Origin of the sequence: Streptomyces sp. RKAG337 (genome assembly GCF_023701715.1) — a bacterium.
Taxonomy (GTDB): Bacteria; Actinomycetota; Actinomycetes; order Streptomycetales; family Streptomycetaceae; genus Actinacidiphila.
This window is the reverse complement of record NZ_JAJOZA010000001.1, coordinates 5501916-5515275: the sequence shown is the minus strand read 5'-3', so window position 1 is coordinate 5515275 and position 13360 is coordinate 5501916. Positions and strand designations below refer to the sequence as shown.

Annotated in this window: 13 protein-coding genes; 3 read left to right on the top strand and 10 right to left on the bottom strand. The window is 72.3% G+C overall.

Features of this window, described 5'->3' with window-relative positions:
- Positions 1–29: 29 nt before the first annotated feature.
- On the bottom strand, positions 30–1250 hold the full coding sequence (gene macS / locus LNW73_RS24445; RefSeq protein ID WP_250993021.1) for a MacS family sensor histidine kinase: 1221 nt from the start codon (positions 1248–1250) through the stop codon (positions 30–32).
- Positions 1251–1316: 66 nt separating this feature from the next.
- A complete protein-coding gene (locus tag LNW73_RS24440) occupies positions 1317–2099 on the bottom strand; it encodes a lysophospholipid acyltransferase family protein (RefSeq protein ID WP_250991399.1) in 783 nt (260 codons plus the stop codon).
- A 150-nt stretch (positions 2100–2249) separates the two neighbouring features.
- Between LNW73_RS24440 and LNW73_RS24435 the strand changes: the two genes are divergently transcribed.
- Together LNW73_RS24435 and LNW73_RS24430 are read left to right on the top strand one after the other, a co-directional pair.
- Positions 2250–3026 carry an alpha/beta hydrolase gene (locus LNW73_RS24435; RefSeq protein WP_250975459.1) on the top strand — a complete coding sequence of 259 codons (777 nt, stop codon included), beginning with the start codon at positions 2250–2252 and terminating at the stop codon, positions 3024–3026.
- Entirely contained in the window at positions 3019–3591 is a 573-nt protein-coding gene (locus LNW73_RS24430; protein WP_250991398.1) for a hypothetical protein, read from the top strand. The genes LNW73_RS24435 and LNW73_RS24430 overlap by 8 nt, the downstream gene beginning before the upstream one ends.
- Positions 3592–3612: 21 nt before the next feature.
- On the opposite strand, the gene LNW73_RS24425 is transcribed toward LNW73_RS24430, so the two are convergent.
- From LNW73_RS24425 to LNW73_RS24400, 6 genes are all read right to left on the bottom strand, one after another.
- Entirely contained in the window at positions 3613–4386 is a 774-nt protein-coding gene (locus LNW73_RS24425) for an endonuclease/exonuclease/phosphatase family protein (RefSeq protein WP_374117227.1), read from the bottom strand.
- A gap of 5 nt (positions 4387–4391) precedes the next feature.
- Complete coding sequence (locus tag LNW73_RS24420) at positions 4392–5333, bottom strand: ROK family glucokinase (protein WP_250991397.1); 942 nt, start codon at positions 5331–5333, stop codon at positions 4392–4394.
- 55 nt (positions 5334–5388) lie between these two features.
- Complete coding sequence (locus tag LNW73_RS24415; protein ID WP_250991396.1) at positions 5389–5820, bottom strand: DUF5304 family protein; 432 nt, start codon at positions 5818–5820, stop codon at positions 5389–5391.
- A 64-nt stretch (positions 5821–5884) separates the two neighbouring features.
- Complete coding sequence (locus tag LNW73_RS24410; protein ID WP_250991395.1) at positions 5885–7075, bottom strand: ArsA family ATPase; 1191 nt, start codon at positions 7073–7075, stop codon at positions 5885–5887.
- Between the two features lie 5 nt (positions 7076–7080).
- Positions 7081–7560 carry an SRPBCC family protein gene (locus LNW73_RS24405; RefSeq protein ID WP_250975464.1) on the bottom strand — a complete coding sequence of 160 codons (480 nt, stop codon included), beginning with the start codon at positions 7558–7560 and terminating at the stop codon, positions 7081–7083.
- Between the two features lie 90 nt (positions 7561–7650).
- Positions 7651–8412, bottom strand: coding sequence for a metallophosphoesterase family protein (locus tag LNW73_RS24400; RefSeq protein ID WP_250975465.1), 762 nt, complete (start codon positions 8410–8412; stop codon positions 7651–7653).
- A 203-nt stretch (positions 8413–8615) separates the two neighbouring features.
- On the opposite strand from LNW73_RS24400, the gene LNW73_RS24395 reads away from it, so the two are divergent.
- A complete protein-coding gene (locus tag LNW73_RS24395) occupies positions 8616–10412 on the top strand; it encodes an AMP-dependent synthetase/ligase (protein WP_250991394.1) in 1797 nt (598 codons plus the stop codon).
- A gap of 73 nt (positions 10413–10485) precedes the next feature.
- On the opposite strand, the gene LNW73_RS24390 is transcribed toward LNW73_RS24395, so the two are convergent.
- Both LNW73_RS24390 and LNW73_RS24385 read right to left on the bottom strand, forming a co-directional pair.
- Entirely contained in the window at positions 10486–11622 is a 1137-nt protein-coding gene (locus LNW73_RS24390; RefSeq protein ID WP_250991393.1) for a glycosyltransferase family 4 protein, read from the bottom strand.
- A 75-nt stretch (positions 11623–11697) separates the two neighbouring features.
- Positions 11698–13272, bottom strand: a complete 1575-nt coding sequence (locus tag LNW73_RS24385) for a DUF2079 domain-containing protein (RefSeq protein ID WP_250991392.1) — start codon at positions 13270–13272, stop codon at positions 11698–11700.
- Between the last annotated feature and the right edge of the window lie 88 nt (positions 13273–13360).

The following is a 13360-nucleotide window of genomic DNA, read 5'->3' as shown; positions in this document are numbered from 1 at the left end:
AACTCTACAAACGCGGCGGGATGCGGAGCTCAGGGCGTGGGGCGCTTCTTGGGCAGCCGGAGTTCGACCTCGGCGCCCTGGCCGGGGGTGGTGACCAGCGTGGCGGTGCCGCCGAGATCGCGGAGCCGGCCGCGGATGGACTGCGCGACGCCGAGCCGGCCCTCCTGTTCGGCGTCGGCGAGCCGGCCCTCCGGGATGCCGGGGCCGTCGTCGCGGACGCTGACGAGGATTTCGCCGGGCTCGTCCTCCAGCAGGATCCAGGCGTGGGCCTGTTCCCCGGCGTGCGTGCGGACGTTGTCGAGGGCGGCGCCGACGGCCGCCGCGAGCTCGGCGGCGGCGTACGCGTCGACCAGCACCGGGGTGCCCGGTGCCGAGATCGTCACCTGTGAGCTGCCGTAGGGCGTGAGCAGTGCCCGGACGTCGCAGGGGCCGAGTGCCGCGTCCGCTGCCTCCTGGTCGGCCTCGGCGGCGCCGGTGCGCGAGCGGAGCGCCGCGAGCAGCCGGCCGCGGCGGACCGCGGCGGCGTTCTCGGGGTGGCGGGGGTTGGGGACGAAGCCGTCGGAGACCAGCGCCCGCAGCGCCGACTCCTGCTCGCCGGCCATCCGGCCGAGCGCCGCGGCCTCGCCGCCCACCTCACTGCCCCGGCGCTGGACCATGGCGAGCACCTGGAGCACGTTGTCGTGGATGTCCCGGGCGAGCCGCTCCCGCTCGCGGGTGGCCGCCTCGATCTGCAGGGCGCGGGCGAGGGTCCGCTCGCTGGCGCGGGCGACCTCGACGACATAGCCGATGGCGATGCTCGCCACCCACACCAGCAGAACGTTGTGCAGGCTGTCGCGGGCCAGGAAGCCGCGCTGGACGACGTTGGCGACGCCGACGAGCATGGAGGCGACCGCGGCCCAGCGCCAGCCGCCCTTGATCGCGAAGGCGAGGACGGATCCCGCCGTCCAGATGGACGGCAGCGTCGGGGTGCCCTCGACGATCCGCAGATGCGTGTCGACGACGGGGGTGAGCAGGATCCCGGTCAGCGCGATGGTGAGGTCGGCGAAGAGGAAGCGCTTGGTGCACCGTTCGGCGGACCGCACCCGGCCCAGGGTGAGGAACGTCCAGACGGTCAGCACCGCCATGTACCCGGCCCCGACCAGCGGGTGGCGGTACCCCCCGTAGGCGTCGCAGAACAGGGCCAGCGCATAGCCGAGGGTGAGCACGCGGTACGCGGTCAGCGCACGCCACAGCGGCTGCTCGACGGACATCCGGATCGTCTTCGCCGCCACCGCTCCCCCTCCCCCGACGGCCCGCCCGGGGCCCGTCCGGCCGGCCTAGGACCCGGCCGGCCGGCCCTTGTCCTGCAGAGCCTTCTCGGCGGCTTCCCGCTCGGCCCTCTCGGACTTCTCCAGCTCGGCCTGCCGCTTGGCCTCCTCCGCGATCTGGCGCTTCGCGGCGGTGGCGTAGATGTCCACGTACTCCTGGCCGGACAGCTTCATGATCTCGTACATGACCTCGTCGGTCACCGAGCGCAGGATGAAGCGGTCGCCCTCCATGCCGTGGTAGCGGCTGAAGTCGAGCGGCTTGCCGATCCGGATGCCGGGACGCACCGAGACCTTGGGCAGCACCTTGCCGGGCGGCTGCACCTTCTCGGTGTCGATCATCGCGACGGGGATCACCGGCGCTCCGGAGGCCAGCGCCACCCGGGCCAGACCGCCGGGCTTGCCCCGGTAGAGCCGGCCGTCGGGCGAGCGGGTGCCCTCGGGGTAGATGCCGAACAGCTCACCGCGCTCCAGCACCTGGATCCCGCTGTTGATCGCGGCCTCGCCGGCGCCGCGCGCGCCGGAGCGGTCCACCGGGAGCTGGCCGACGCCCTTGAAGAAGGCGGCCGTCAGCTTCCCCTTGACGCCCGGGGACGTGAAGTACTCCGCCTTGGCGATGAAGGTGACCGGCCGGTCGAGCATCGCGGGGAGGAAGAAGGAGTCCGAGAAGGAGAGGTGGTTGCTGGCAAGGATCGCCGGCCCCTCCTTGGGGATGTTCTCGATGCCTTCCACCCAGGGGCGGAAGGCGAGCTTGAGCGGCGAACCGATCGCGAGCTTCATCGCGCCGTAGAACAACCGAGGACCTCCTGTAGCTGACGCAAAGACCTTAACGCCAGTTCGACCCCCGGCACTCCCCGCGTCCACGCGACGGGGCTTACCGGGGGGTATGCGGGCCGCGTACGCTGAACTCCTGCCACCCTCCCCGCGGCGAACAGGAGTCCCACGGTGCCGCTCATGCCCGGAGCCGAGCCGTACAGCCACGACGGTGGCGAGATCGGCGTCCTGCTCTGTCACGGATTCACCGGCACACCGCAGTCCATGCGCCCCTGGGGCGAGTATCTGGCGGCCCGCGGCCTGACCGTGTCCGTGCCGCTGCTGCCGGGCCACGGCACCCGTTGGCAGGACATGCAGCAGACCGGCTGGCAGGACTGGTACGCCGAGGTCGACCGCGCGCTGCGCGAGCTGACGGCCCGCTGCTCGCAGGTCTTCGTCTGCGGCATGTCGATGGGCGGCGCCCTGACGCTGCGGCTCGCCGCGCTGCACGGCCACTCGATCAGCGGCATCGTTCTGGTGAATCCTTCGGTCAAGGCCGACAGCCACCAGATCAAGGCGGTTCCGGTGCTGCGCCATCTGGTGCCGTCGGTGCCGGGCATCACCAGCGACATCGCCAAGGAGGGCGGCCTGGAGGTCGGTTACGACCGGACGCCGCTGCACGCCGTGTACTCCCTCAGCCGCTTCTGGAAGCTCGTCAGAGCGGGGCTGCCGCAGGTCACGCAGCCGTTGCTGCTGCTGCACAGCCGGGTGGACCATGTGGTCCACCCGTCGAACACCGCGGTCGTCCTCAGCAAGGTCTCCTCCAGCGACGTCACCGAGATCGTGCTGGAGCGGAGCTACCACGTGGCGACGCTGGACCATGACGCGGAACAGATCTTCGAGGAGTCCTACGGATTCATCCGGCGCCTGGCGCCCGCGGTGGACAAGGAGGTGACGGCCAGTGGCTGAGCGCGAGGAGGACCAGGTTCCCGACGAGACCGCTCCCGACGCCTCCGAGCCGGCCGTCGCGGACACCGCCGACGGGGCGGCCCCTCCGCCGCTGGACGAGGACGCCGCCTGGGCCGAGCTGGTCGCGGGCTTCGACGACGAGCCCGAGCCGGGCACCGCCTCCTGGCCCGATGCCGAGAACCTCTCGCCCGCCCGGCCCGACGACCGGGCCGGTGACGACGACCCGGACGACGGGTCCGGCCCGCCGACCCGCAGCATCGTCGTCCACCCAGTGATCCACGGCCCGCGCGACTACACGGCCCATGAGGACGAGGACGAGGGCCACTACGTACCGCCGGAGCCCCCGCCCCTTCCGCAGGCCGATGTCACGACCAAGTTCGCCTGGCTCGCGGTACTGGGCGGGCCGCTGCTGCTGATCGTGTTCATCCTGCTCCAGCAGGAGATCACCTGGTGGGTCATGACGCTGGGCGTCGGCGGCTTCGTCGGCGGTTTCTGCACCCTCGTCACGCGGCTGCGCACCGGCGAGGACGACGACGAGCTGCCCGGCGGCGGCGCGGTCGTCTGACCGGGCCGTTTCCCGCGCGGTTCAGCCGCTGGGGACGACCGAAGGGGCCGACGCCGGGATCCGGAACGCGGCCAGCAGCGGCAGGTGGTCGGTGGCGGCCACCAGGTCCGCCGGTTCGACACCGGGAAGACCCTGCGGCACCCCGCACCCCAGCACCTCGACGCCCTGCGTCGCGAAGATCGCGTCGATGCGCTGGTAGGGGCGGTCCGGTACCGAGGTGAACTCGCCGCCCCACGGCTTGGTGGCCCAGGCGTCCTGGAGCTCCGCCGACAGCCGGCCGAACGCACGGCCGTCCGGATGGTCGTTGAGATCGCCGCCGGCCACGGCATACGGCTCGCCCATCCCGGCGAGCCGTTCCAGCAGCAGCGCGGACTGTCCGTCGCGTTCCGCCGCGCTGAGGCTGAGATGGCAGCTGAGCACGGAGAGCCGGGCGCCGCCGATCCGTACGACGGCGGTGGCGAAACCGCGCTGGTGCAGGCCGGGGGTACGCGGCAGCAGGATGTCCTCGGTGCGCTCGACATGGGCGCGCAGCGAGGAGAGGATCATCGGTCCCGCGGCGGTGGCGCCGCCGGTGACGGTGACCAGGCCGGTCTCATGGGCGAGCCAGGCGGCGGCCTTGCGCCAGCGGAAGAAGCGCGGCGCTTCCTGGAGCAGGACGAGGTCGGGGGCGCAGGCCTGGATGACCCGGGCGAGCGCCCCCCTGTCGTCCCGCATGGAGCGGATGTTGTAACTGAGCACGCGGACCACCGCCGAGTCACCCGGCTCGGTGGTCGAGGGCGGCAGGTCCGCGAGCACGGTCGTCAGCCCTGACGGGCCAGGTCGGCGGCGCCGACCAGTCCTGCCTTGCCGCCGAGCTGCGCGGCGAGCACCTGGGCATGCGGTCGGTACTGGCCGCCCACCAGCCAGCGGCGGAAGGACTTGCGGATCGGGTCGAGCACCAGCTCGCCCTCGTCCGAGACCCCGCCGCCGACGATGAACGCCGACGGGTCGAAGAGCGAGGCCAGGTCGGCCAGGCCCGCGCCCGCCCAGCGGGCCAGCTCACGGAACGAGTCGATCGCTACCGGGTCACCGCCCCGCGCGGCCTCGCTGATGTGCTTGCCCTCGATGGTGTCGGGGTCGCCGTCGCCGAGGGAGAGCAGCAGTTCCGCGTTCTCCGGCGTGGCCGCGGCGCGTTGCTTCGCGTAGCGGACGAGAGCGCGCCCGGAGGCGTACTGCTCCCAGCAGCCCTGGCTGCCGCAGCCGCACAGCAGTCCGTCCGGCACCATCCGTACGTGGCCGAACTCGCCCGCCACACCGAACCGGCCGCGGTGCAGCTTGCCGCCGATGATGATGCCGCCGCCGAGGCCGGTGCCGAGGGTGATGCACACGACGTCGTCGTGACCCTGGCCCGCGCCGAACCGGTATTCGCCCCACGCCGCCGCGTTCGCGTCGTTCTCGACGATGACGGAGAGGCCGACGCGCTGCTCGACCTTGTCCTTGAGCGCTTCGTGCCGCCAGTTGATGTTCGGGGCGAAGAGCACGGTGGCACGCTTGTCGTCCACGTAGCCGGCCGCGCCGATGCCGACCGCGTCGACCTCATGGCCGGTGCTGACCTTGCGCACCGCGTCCGCGATGGCGTCCACGACTGCCTCGGGGGTCGCCGGGGTCGGCACCTTGCACGTCTCAAGAATCGAGCCGTCCTCATCGACTACGCCGGCCGCGATCTTTGTGCCGCCGATGTCGACGCCGATGGTGAGTCCCATGTGTCCCTCAGTTTTCGGTCGATCCCCGCTTCAGCCAACCGTACCGGAGGGGAGGTCAGTCGAGGTCGATGTGCTCACTGGATGAGCCGGTGGATGCGTCGGGCGGTGTCTCGGAAGCGCGGTGTCCGGCGGCGGTGTCCTTGGCGGTCCACCGGGTTTCGTGTCCCGCGACGACCGAGCGGTAGGCGGCGAGCAGCTCGACGCCGGCCGAGGACAGATGCTCGAAGACCTCGGGGTTACGCTCGCGGATGGGCTCGACGACCGACTTGACCTGCGAGATCACGGTCTGGGCGGCGAGTGTCACCGCCGGGCTGCGGAATTCGGCGAGCTTCTCGGTGACCGCCTCGGCGAGCCGTCGCAGCTCTTCCGTGGCGCTGCCGACGCCCTGTCCTGCCTGCTCACGCCGCCGGGCGTGCTCTGCGGCGGTGTCCTCCGCGCTGGCCTTGGCCCACGCGTCGGCGTCGGGCCGGTCGGTGGTCTCGCTCATGACGGTCTCCCTCGCGGCGCTCCGGGGTTGTTCTACCGAAGGTACCCGAATGGACGCACTGCGTTCAGCGCGGCCAGAGGTCGGGATCCGGCGCGAACCGGACCTCCAGGGCCCCGTCGCGCAGCGCTGCGCCGTCGACGGTGCAGCGCCGCAGCGCGGAGGGCAGCGGGAGGATCCGGCGGAAACCTTCCGCGTCGACCACGAGTTCGTCACCCCTGCGGACCAGTCCGAGACCCTCACGGGTGGCCCCGGGCAGCGGCAGCCGCCAGCGGAAACGGTCCTCGGCGCCGGGCTGGTCCGTCACGCTCCACGGCTCGGCCGCACGGCCGTCCGCCCCGCCCGGCTCCGCCTCGGGACCCGGCGGTACGGCGCCGAGCGCGCCGAGGTCGTCGGTGCCGCGCGGTTCCCGTCCCAGGTGCGGCAGTTCATGGACGGCCGTACCGGTTCCGGCCAATTCGGAGCGCAGCGCGGCGAGTTCCTTGTGCTGGACGCCGGACAGCTCGGCGAGCCAGGGGTCGGGCGAGTGGTCCGGCAGCAGCCGGTTGGCGACCACGGCCTCCAGCCGGTGCCCGAAGAGCGCCAGTCCGGTCCTGGCGGTCCTGACCGCCTCGGCCCCGGCCGCGCCGGGCTCGACGACCAGCCGTACGGTCGTGCCGGCGGCCTCGATCACGGCCTGGGCCGCAGCGAGTTCGCGGTCGACGCGCTCGGCGGCCTCGTACGCCCACTGGGCCGGCATCGGCACGCCCGCAAGCTGGGCGAGCACCGGGCGCAGCGCCCTGGCCGCCTGGCGCTGGGCGGGGACGAGCCGTCGCAGGTAGCGGCGCAGCTGTTCGGGGAGGGCGAGGGCGGCGAGCGCCGCGGGGGTGGCCGGCAGGTCGACGACGACCACGTCCCAGCCGGCGGATCCGTCGGCCGATTCGCGCAGCGCGCGCAGCAGGGCCAGCGAGTCGGCGCCGGGGAGTTCGGTGAGTTCCTCGGGGTCCAGCGGTTCGGCGCCCAGCAGGTCCAGGAGGGAGCCGAGCCGGGACTGGACGTCCCGGGCGTCGGCCCGGAACGTCGCCTGGGTGTCTATCCGGTGGGCGCGCAGACCGGGCACGGCGCTGCCGTCCCCGTCGAGTACGGCGGCCGGCGAGGCGCCACGGTCCGTGGACAGCAGCAGGGTGCGGGCACCCTGCCGGGCCGCGCTCACCGCGGTGGCGGCGGCCGCCGTGGTGCGGCCGGCTCCGCCGGGGCCGGTGACCAGGACCGTGCGCACGGCGCTCAGCTCTTGTCGGGCGGACTGTCGGGCGTGCCGGCGGGCGGACCGGATTCGACGCGCTTCTTCAGACCGGCCAGCGCGCGGTCGATGATGACCTTCTCGGCCTTGCGCTTGATCATGCCGAGCATCGGGATCTTGACGTCGACCGTCAGCTGGTACGTGACCTCGGTGCGGGCGCCGCCGTCCAGCGGGGCGACCGCGTACGAGCCGTCCAGGGTGCGGAGCATCTGGGACTTGACCAGCGACCAGTGGACCTCGCTGTCGCCGACCCAGCGGTAGGCGAGCGTGTGGTCGTCCTTGATCGCACCGGCGTCCAGCAGCAGCCGGACCCGCTCCGCGCGGCCCTGGGCGTCGGCGGAGAGGATCTCCGCCTCCTTCACCTCACCGGTCCACTCGGGGTAGCGGTTGAAATCCGCGATGACGCCCATGACGTCGGCCGGGGCCGCCTCGATGGTGATGCTCGACTTGGTGTGTTCCGCCATCGCTGTGGCCCCTCCGGGACTTCGCGCCGTATGTCTGGGTCTGCTGGTGCAGGCTACCGCCTGCCGGTCGAACAACTGTCACCCCGGCACTCACCACTCCAGGGCCCATGGCCTGCGGGTGGCGTTGAAGTGTCCGACGTTGACGCACTCGGTCCTGCCGATCCGCATCCGCGGGACCAGCGGCTGGTGGACGTGGCCGAAGAGGGCGTACCGGGGGCGGGTGGTGCGGATCGCGTCGAGCAGCGCCTCGCTGCCGCGTTCGAAGCGGCGGGCGACCGTGTCGTAGCAGAGCTCGGGAACGGCGGGCGGGATGTGCGAGCAGAGCACGTCGACCCGCCCGAGCGCGGCGACCTTCTCGGCGTACTCGGCCTCGTCGATCTCGTACGGGGTGCGCATGGCCGTCCGCAGACCGCCGCCGACGAAGCCGAAGACCAGGCCGCCGATCTCGGCGGTGGCGCCGTCCAGGATGGTGGTGCCCTCGGTGGCGTACTCGGACCACAGCGCCGGAATGTCGACGTTGCCATAGGTGGCGTACGTCGGCGCGGGAAAGGCCGCGAAGAGTTCGGCGTACTGCTTCCGTACGGCGGTCTCGATGGCGCCGCGCCGGTCGATGCCCTCCCACAGCTCGCGGTCGAGGGCGCGGGCCTCCTCGAAGCGCTTGGCGGTCCGCAGCGCGACCATCCGCGAGGCGTTCGCCGCGCCGAAGAGGTCGGGGAAGATTCCCCGCGAGTGATCGGCGTAGTCCAGGAAGAGGACGAGGTCCCCGAGGCAGATCAGGGCGTCCGCACCGTCTCCCGCCCTGGCCAGAGCCTCCGCCGCACCGTGCACATCGCTCACCACATGGACCCGCATGGCCGTCAGCCTATCGCCGGTTACCTGCGGGTTACCGGTGCTCTGGACTACTGTTCGCGGAGCGGTTCAGCCGCACTCCTGGGTATGTGATGCATAAAACATCTGTACTGCACCCCTATCGCGAAAGCTTTACCGGTGGGTAACGTCCAGGCCGTCCAACTATCCCTCCGGGTGCGCCGTCGCGCCGATGAGGAGCACCAGCCTTGCGTGAGTTCAGCCTTCCGGCCCTTTACGAGGTCCCCGCGGACGGCAACCTGACGGATCTGATCCGCCGCAACGCCGCTCAGCACCCAGCTGTTCCGGTGATCGCCCGCAAGAACGCGGGCGGCGAATGGCAGGACGTCACCGCCACCGACTTCTTCTCCGAGGTCAGAGCCGCCGCCAAGGGACTGATCGCGTCCGGCGTGCGGCCTGGCGACCGGGTCGCCCTGATGTCGCCCACCCGGTACGAGTGGACACTCCTGGACTTCGCGATCTGGAGCGCCGGCGCGGTCGCCGTGCCCGTGTACGAGACGTCCTCGGCCGAACAGGTCGAGTGGATCCTCGGCGACTCGGGCGCGGTCGCCTGCATCGTCGAGTCCGGTACCCACGAGGACGCCGTCGCCTCGGTGCACGACCGGCTCCCCGACCTCAAGCACATCTGGCGGATCGACGCCGGTGCGGTGGAGCATCTGGTGCGCGTCGGAGCCGACATCTCCGAGAAGGTGGTGGACGAGCGGGGAGCGACCGCCGTCGCGGACTCCCCCGCCACGATCGTGTACACCTCCGGGACCACCGGCCGCCCCAAGGGCTGTGTGCTGAGCCACCGGGCCTTCTTCGCCGAGTGCGGCAACGTGGTGGAACGCCTCGCCCCGCTGTTCAGGACCGGCGAGTCCTCGGTGCTGCTGTTCCTGCCGCTCGCGCACGTCTTCGGCCGGCTGGTCGAGGTGGCGGCCGTGATGGCCCCGATCAAGCTCGGGCACGTCAGCGACATCAAGCACCTCACCGACGAGCTGGCCGCCTTCCGGCCGACGATGATCCTGGGCGTGCCCCGGGTCTTCGAGAAGGTGTACAACTCGGCGCGGGCCAAGGCGCAGGCCGACGGCAAGGGCAAGATCTTCGACAAGGCCGCGGACACCGCGATCACCTACAGCCGGGCGCTGGACTCCGCCGGCGGTCCGTCGGTCGGCCTGAAGTTCAAGCACAAGGTCTTCGACCGGCTGGTCTACAGCAAGCTGCGCGCCGTCCTCGGCGGCCGCGCCACGCACGCCATCTCCGGCGGCGCGCCGCTGGGCGAGCGGCTCGGGCACTTCTACCGGGGCATCGGCTTCACCGTCCTGGAGGGCTACGGCCTCACCGAGTCCTGTGCGGCGACCGCGTTCAACCCCTGGGACCGTACGAAGATCGGCACGGTCGGCCAGCCGCTGCCCGGCTCGACGGTGCGGATCGCCGACGACGGCGAGGTGCTGCTGCACGGCGAGCACCTGTTCTCCGGCTACTGGAACAACGAGGCGGCCACCGCCGACGCGGTCTCCGACGGCTGGTTCCACACCGGTGACCTGGGCACGGTCGACGAGGACGGCTATCTGTCCATCACCGGCCGCAAGAAGGAGATCATCGTCACGGCCGGCGGCAAGAACGTCGCCCCCGCCGTGATCGAGGACCGGATCCGGGCCGACGCGCTGATCGCCGAGTGCATGGTCGTCGGTGACGGCAAGCCGTTCATCGCCGCCCTGGTCACCCTGGACGAGGAGTTCCTGCCCCGCTGGGCCGAACAGCACGGCAAGGCCGGCCGCAGCGTGGCCGAACTGGCCAAGGACCCGGAGCTGCTGGCCGCCGTGCAGCACGCGGTGGACCAGGGCAACGCGGCCGTCTCCAAGGCCGAGTCGGTGCGCAAGTTCCAGATCCTGCCGAACCAGTTCACCGAGGAGTCCGGCCATGTGACGCCGTCGCTGAAGCTGAAGCGCAACGTCGTCATGAAGGACTTCGCGGGCGAGATCGAGGCGCTCTACCAGCACTGAGCGACGGAGCGCAGGCACGGAGAAGCGGCTCCCCCGGACCTCGTCCTGGGGAGCCGCTTCGCGTCAAGTGCCCTTACAGCAACGACTTCAGACGTTCCGCCAGCAGATCCCAGCGCCACGCCTCCTCGACCCAGCGCCGGCCGCGCTCGCCCATCCGCCGGCGCAGCTCCGGGTCGCCCAGCAGGGTGACGATCCGGTCCGCCGCCTGTGCGGGCGAGCCCCCGGGCACCACCCAGCCGGTCTCGCCGTCCAGCACCGCGTCCGGGGCGCCGCCCGAATCGCCCGCGACCACCGGCAGTCCGGTCGCCGAGGCCTCCAGGTAGACGATCCCCAGGCCCTCGACGTCCAGCCCGCCGCGGCGGGTCCTGCACGGCATCGCGAAGACGTCGCCCGCGCCGTAGTGGGCGGGCAGCTCCTCCCAGGGCACCGGTCCGGTGAAGCGCACGGAGCCGGTGACACCGGTCCGCGCCGAGAGTTCGGCCAGGTCCTTGGCGTACGGTCCGCCGCCGACCACCAGCAGCACCGCGTCCGGCACGGCGGCCAGGATCCGCGGCATCGCCAGGATCAGCGTGTCCTGTCCCTTGCGCGGCACCAGCCGCGAGACGCACACCACCACCGGCCGGTCCGCGAGCCCGAGCCTGGCCCGTACCGCGGCGCCGCCCGAGGCCGGGTGGAAGGTCTTCTCGTCCACGCCGGGCGGCAGTTGCACCATCCGCGCCGCCGCGGCGGGCGTGAGCGCCTTCGCGATCCGCGACCGCGTGTACTCGCCGAGATACGTGATGGTGTCGGTGCCCTCGCCGATCCGGCGCAACAGCTGCCGGCTCGCGGGCAACTGGGCCCATCCCGCCTCGTGGCCGTGTGTGGTGGCGACCAGCCGGCGGGCGCCCGCGCGGCGCAGCGCGGGGGCCATCAGCCCCAGCGGGGCCGCCGCTCCGAACCACACCGACGAGCAGCCGTGCTCGCGCAGCAGTCCGGCCGCGCGCCGGGTCACCCCGGGGGTGGGCAGCAGCATCGTCGTCCGGTCGCGGATCACCGGGAACGGCTGCTCGGCGTCGAAGCGCTCGACCTCGCCGCCGTCCGGCCCCTTCCACGTCGAGGCGTACACGACGACCTGTCCGGGATCCAGCCGCAGCGCCATGCTGTGCACGAAGGCCTGGATACCGCCGGGCCGCGGCGGGAAGTCATTGGTGACGATCAAGGTCTTGTCCATCGCCGCCGAGAGTAGCCGACCGGTGCCGGTCCCCGCCGGTCCGCACCGGTCCGCGTCCCGCCCCGCCGCCCGGCGTCAGGAACGGACTTCCGGTTCCTTGACGGGCACGCTGTCGTCGCCCGGCACATGCGCGCCGGGTACCGGGCGGCCGGTGTCGGTCCGGTGCAGCAGGACGACGCCGTCCTTCGCCCACAGCAGGGTGTAGCCGTTGTCGAGCAGCAGCAGGACGCGGTCGCGCTGGTCGTCCACGGTCGTGAAGGGGAACATCTTCCGCACGGTCTGGATCAGGACGTACTCGGCGTCGCGCGGGGTCGCGTCCGCGATGACGACCCGGGTGCGGCGGGTCAGCCGGGGCGCCGCGTTGTTGTCGGCCTCGACGGTGGCCCCCGTCGGCACCAGGCGCACGCCCTCGGCGAGCGCCCGTTCCGAGGGGCTGGGCGTCCAGGCGGCCGGCAGCAGCAGACTGCCCAGCCCGCACACGACCGAGATCAGCAGCGAACAGGCCACCGCCCCCAGCGTCCACCGCCGGACCGGCCGCCCGGTGTGTCTGCTGTGCAGCCGGGCCGCCGTCTCCACCACGGCGACCAGCAGGACCGGCCACAGGAAGGCGTCGTAGTGGTGGCTGGTCGCCCAGTGGCTGGGGTTGTCGGAGAAGACCCGCTCGGCGAGCAGCGGGACCGCGCACCACAAGGTCGCGGACCCGAGCGGCAGCAGGAGCAGCGGCCCCAGCAGCCACAGCAGGAGAACCGGTTTCTCCGGGTGGTCGACGGTCACCGCGAAGGCCGCGATCGGATCGGTCAGGAAGCGCATCGCCGCGGTCCCCATGTCCGGGCCGAGCGCGCTGTAGTTCCAGTAGTAGCCGGGCACCCCGCCCATCGCCGGTATCAGCACCCGGATCGCGAGCAGCGCCGCCACCGGCCCCAGCACGAACAGGGTGAGCCCGGTACGCACCGCAGGACGGTCCCCGTCCCGTCGGCCGCGGCCGATGAGGACGGCCCCGTACGCGGCCGCGAGCAGCCCCAGGTCCTCCTTGGTGCAGCACAGCAGGACGGCGCAGACCAGCACCGCGCCGTAGCGCCGGGCCAGCCCGCGCTCCAGCATCAGCAGGGTCAGCGGGACGGCGAAGGCGACCTCGTGGAAGCCGACCCCCGACGCGCGCAGCAGTGGCCAGCCCAGCCCGTAGACCAGGCAGCTCAGGTCGGCGGCCCGGCGGACGGTGGCCGGCGGCGCCTGGGCGAAGCAGTGCCCGGCGATCCGCCGCACGATCGGCACGCCCGCCGCGAAGAGCGCCGCCTGGGCGCCGATCAGCATGCGGGGGTCGTCCCACACCCAGTACAGCGGGGCGAGGAGGGCGAGGACCGGCGAGAAGTGGTCGCCCAGCAGGGAGAAGCCGGGCGGGAACTCGTGGTGGTAGTTCTTGATGGGCGAACGCGGCAGCTGGAAGTGCGCGTACCCGCGGACCGCCTGGTCGAATATCCCCAGGTCGAACCCGCCGATCCGGACGGTCGCCCACTGCTGCAGCCCCACGGCCAGCACGGCGGTGAAGCAGAGCACGGTCAGGGCGACCGTACGTATTCGGTCCTGCTGCCGCGCGGCCGGCGCGGCCGCCGCGCTCTCGCGCGCGGACGGGGATACGACGAGCTGTGCCACCGTTCGACGCCCTCCCTCGTGAACGAGCCTTCACCCTACTGGGCGCCGCCGCCGCGTCGTGGGCTCCCTCAGGTCCCTCCGGCCGCAT

Coding starts and splice junctions, on each gene's coding strand:
- LNW73_RS24400 (WP_250975465.1), bottom strand. CDS start 8,412: ATGCGGGTCCATGTGGTGAGCGATGTGCACGGTGCGGCGGAGGCTCTG.
- LNW73_RS24390 (WP_250991393.1), bottom strand. CDS start 11,622: ATGGACAAGACCTTGATCGTCACCAATGACTTCCCGCCGCGGCCCGGC.
- LNW73_RS24415 (WP_250991396.1), bottom strand. CDS start 5,820: ATGAGCGAGACCACCGACCGGCCCGACGCCGACGCGTGGGCCAAGGCC.
- macS (WP_250993021.1), bottom strand. CDS start 1,250: ATGTCCGTCGAGCAGCCGCTGTGGCGTGCGCTGACCGCGTACCGCGTG.
- LNW73_RS24420 (WP_250991397.1), bottom strand. CDS start 5,333: ATGGGACTCACCATCGGCGTCGACATCGGCGGCACAAAGATCGCGGCC.
- LNW73_RS24405 (WP_250975464.1), bottom strand. CDS start 7,560: ATGGCGGAACACACCAAGTCGAGCATCACCATCGAGGCGGCCCCGGCC.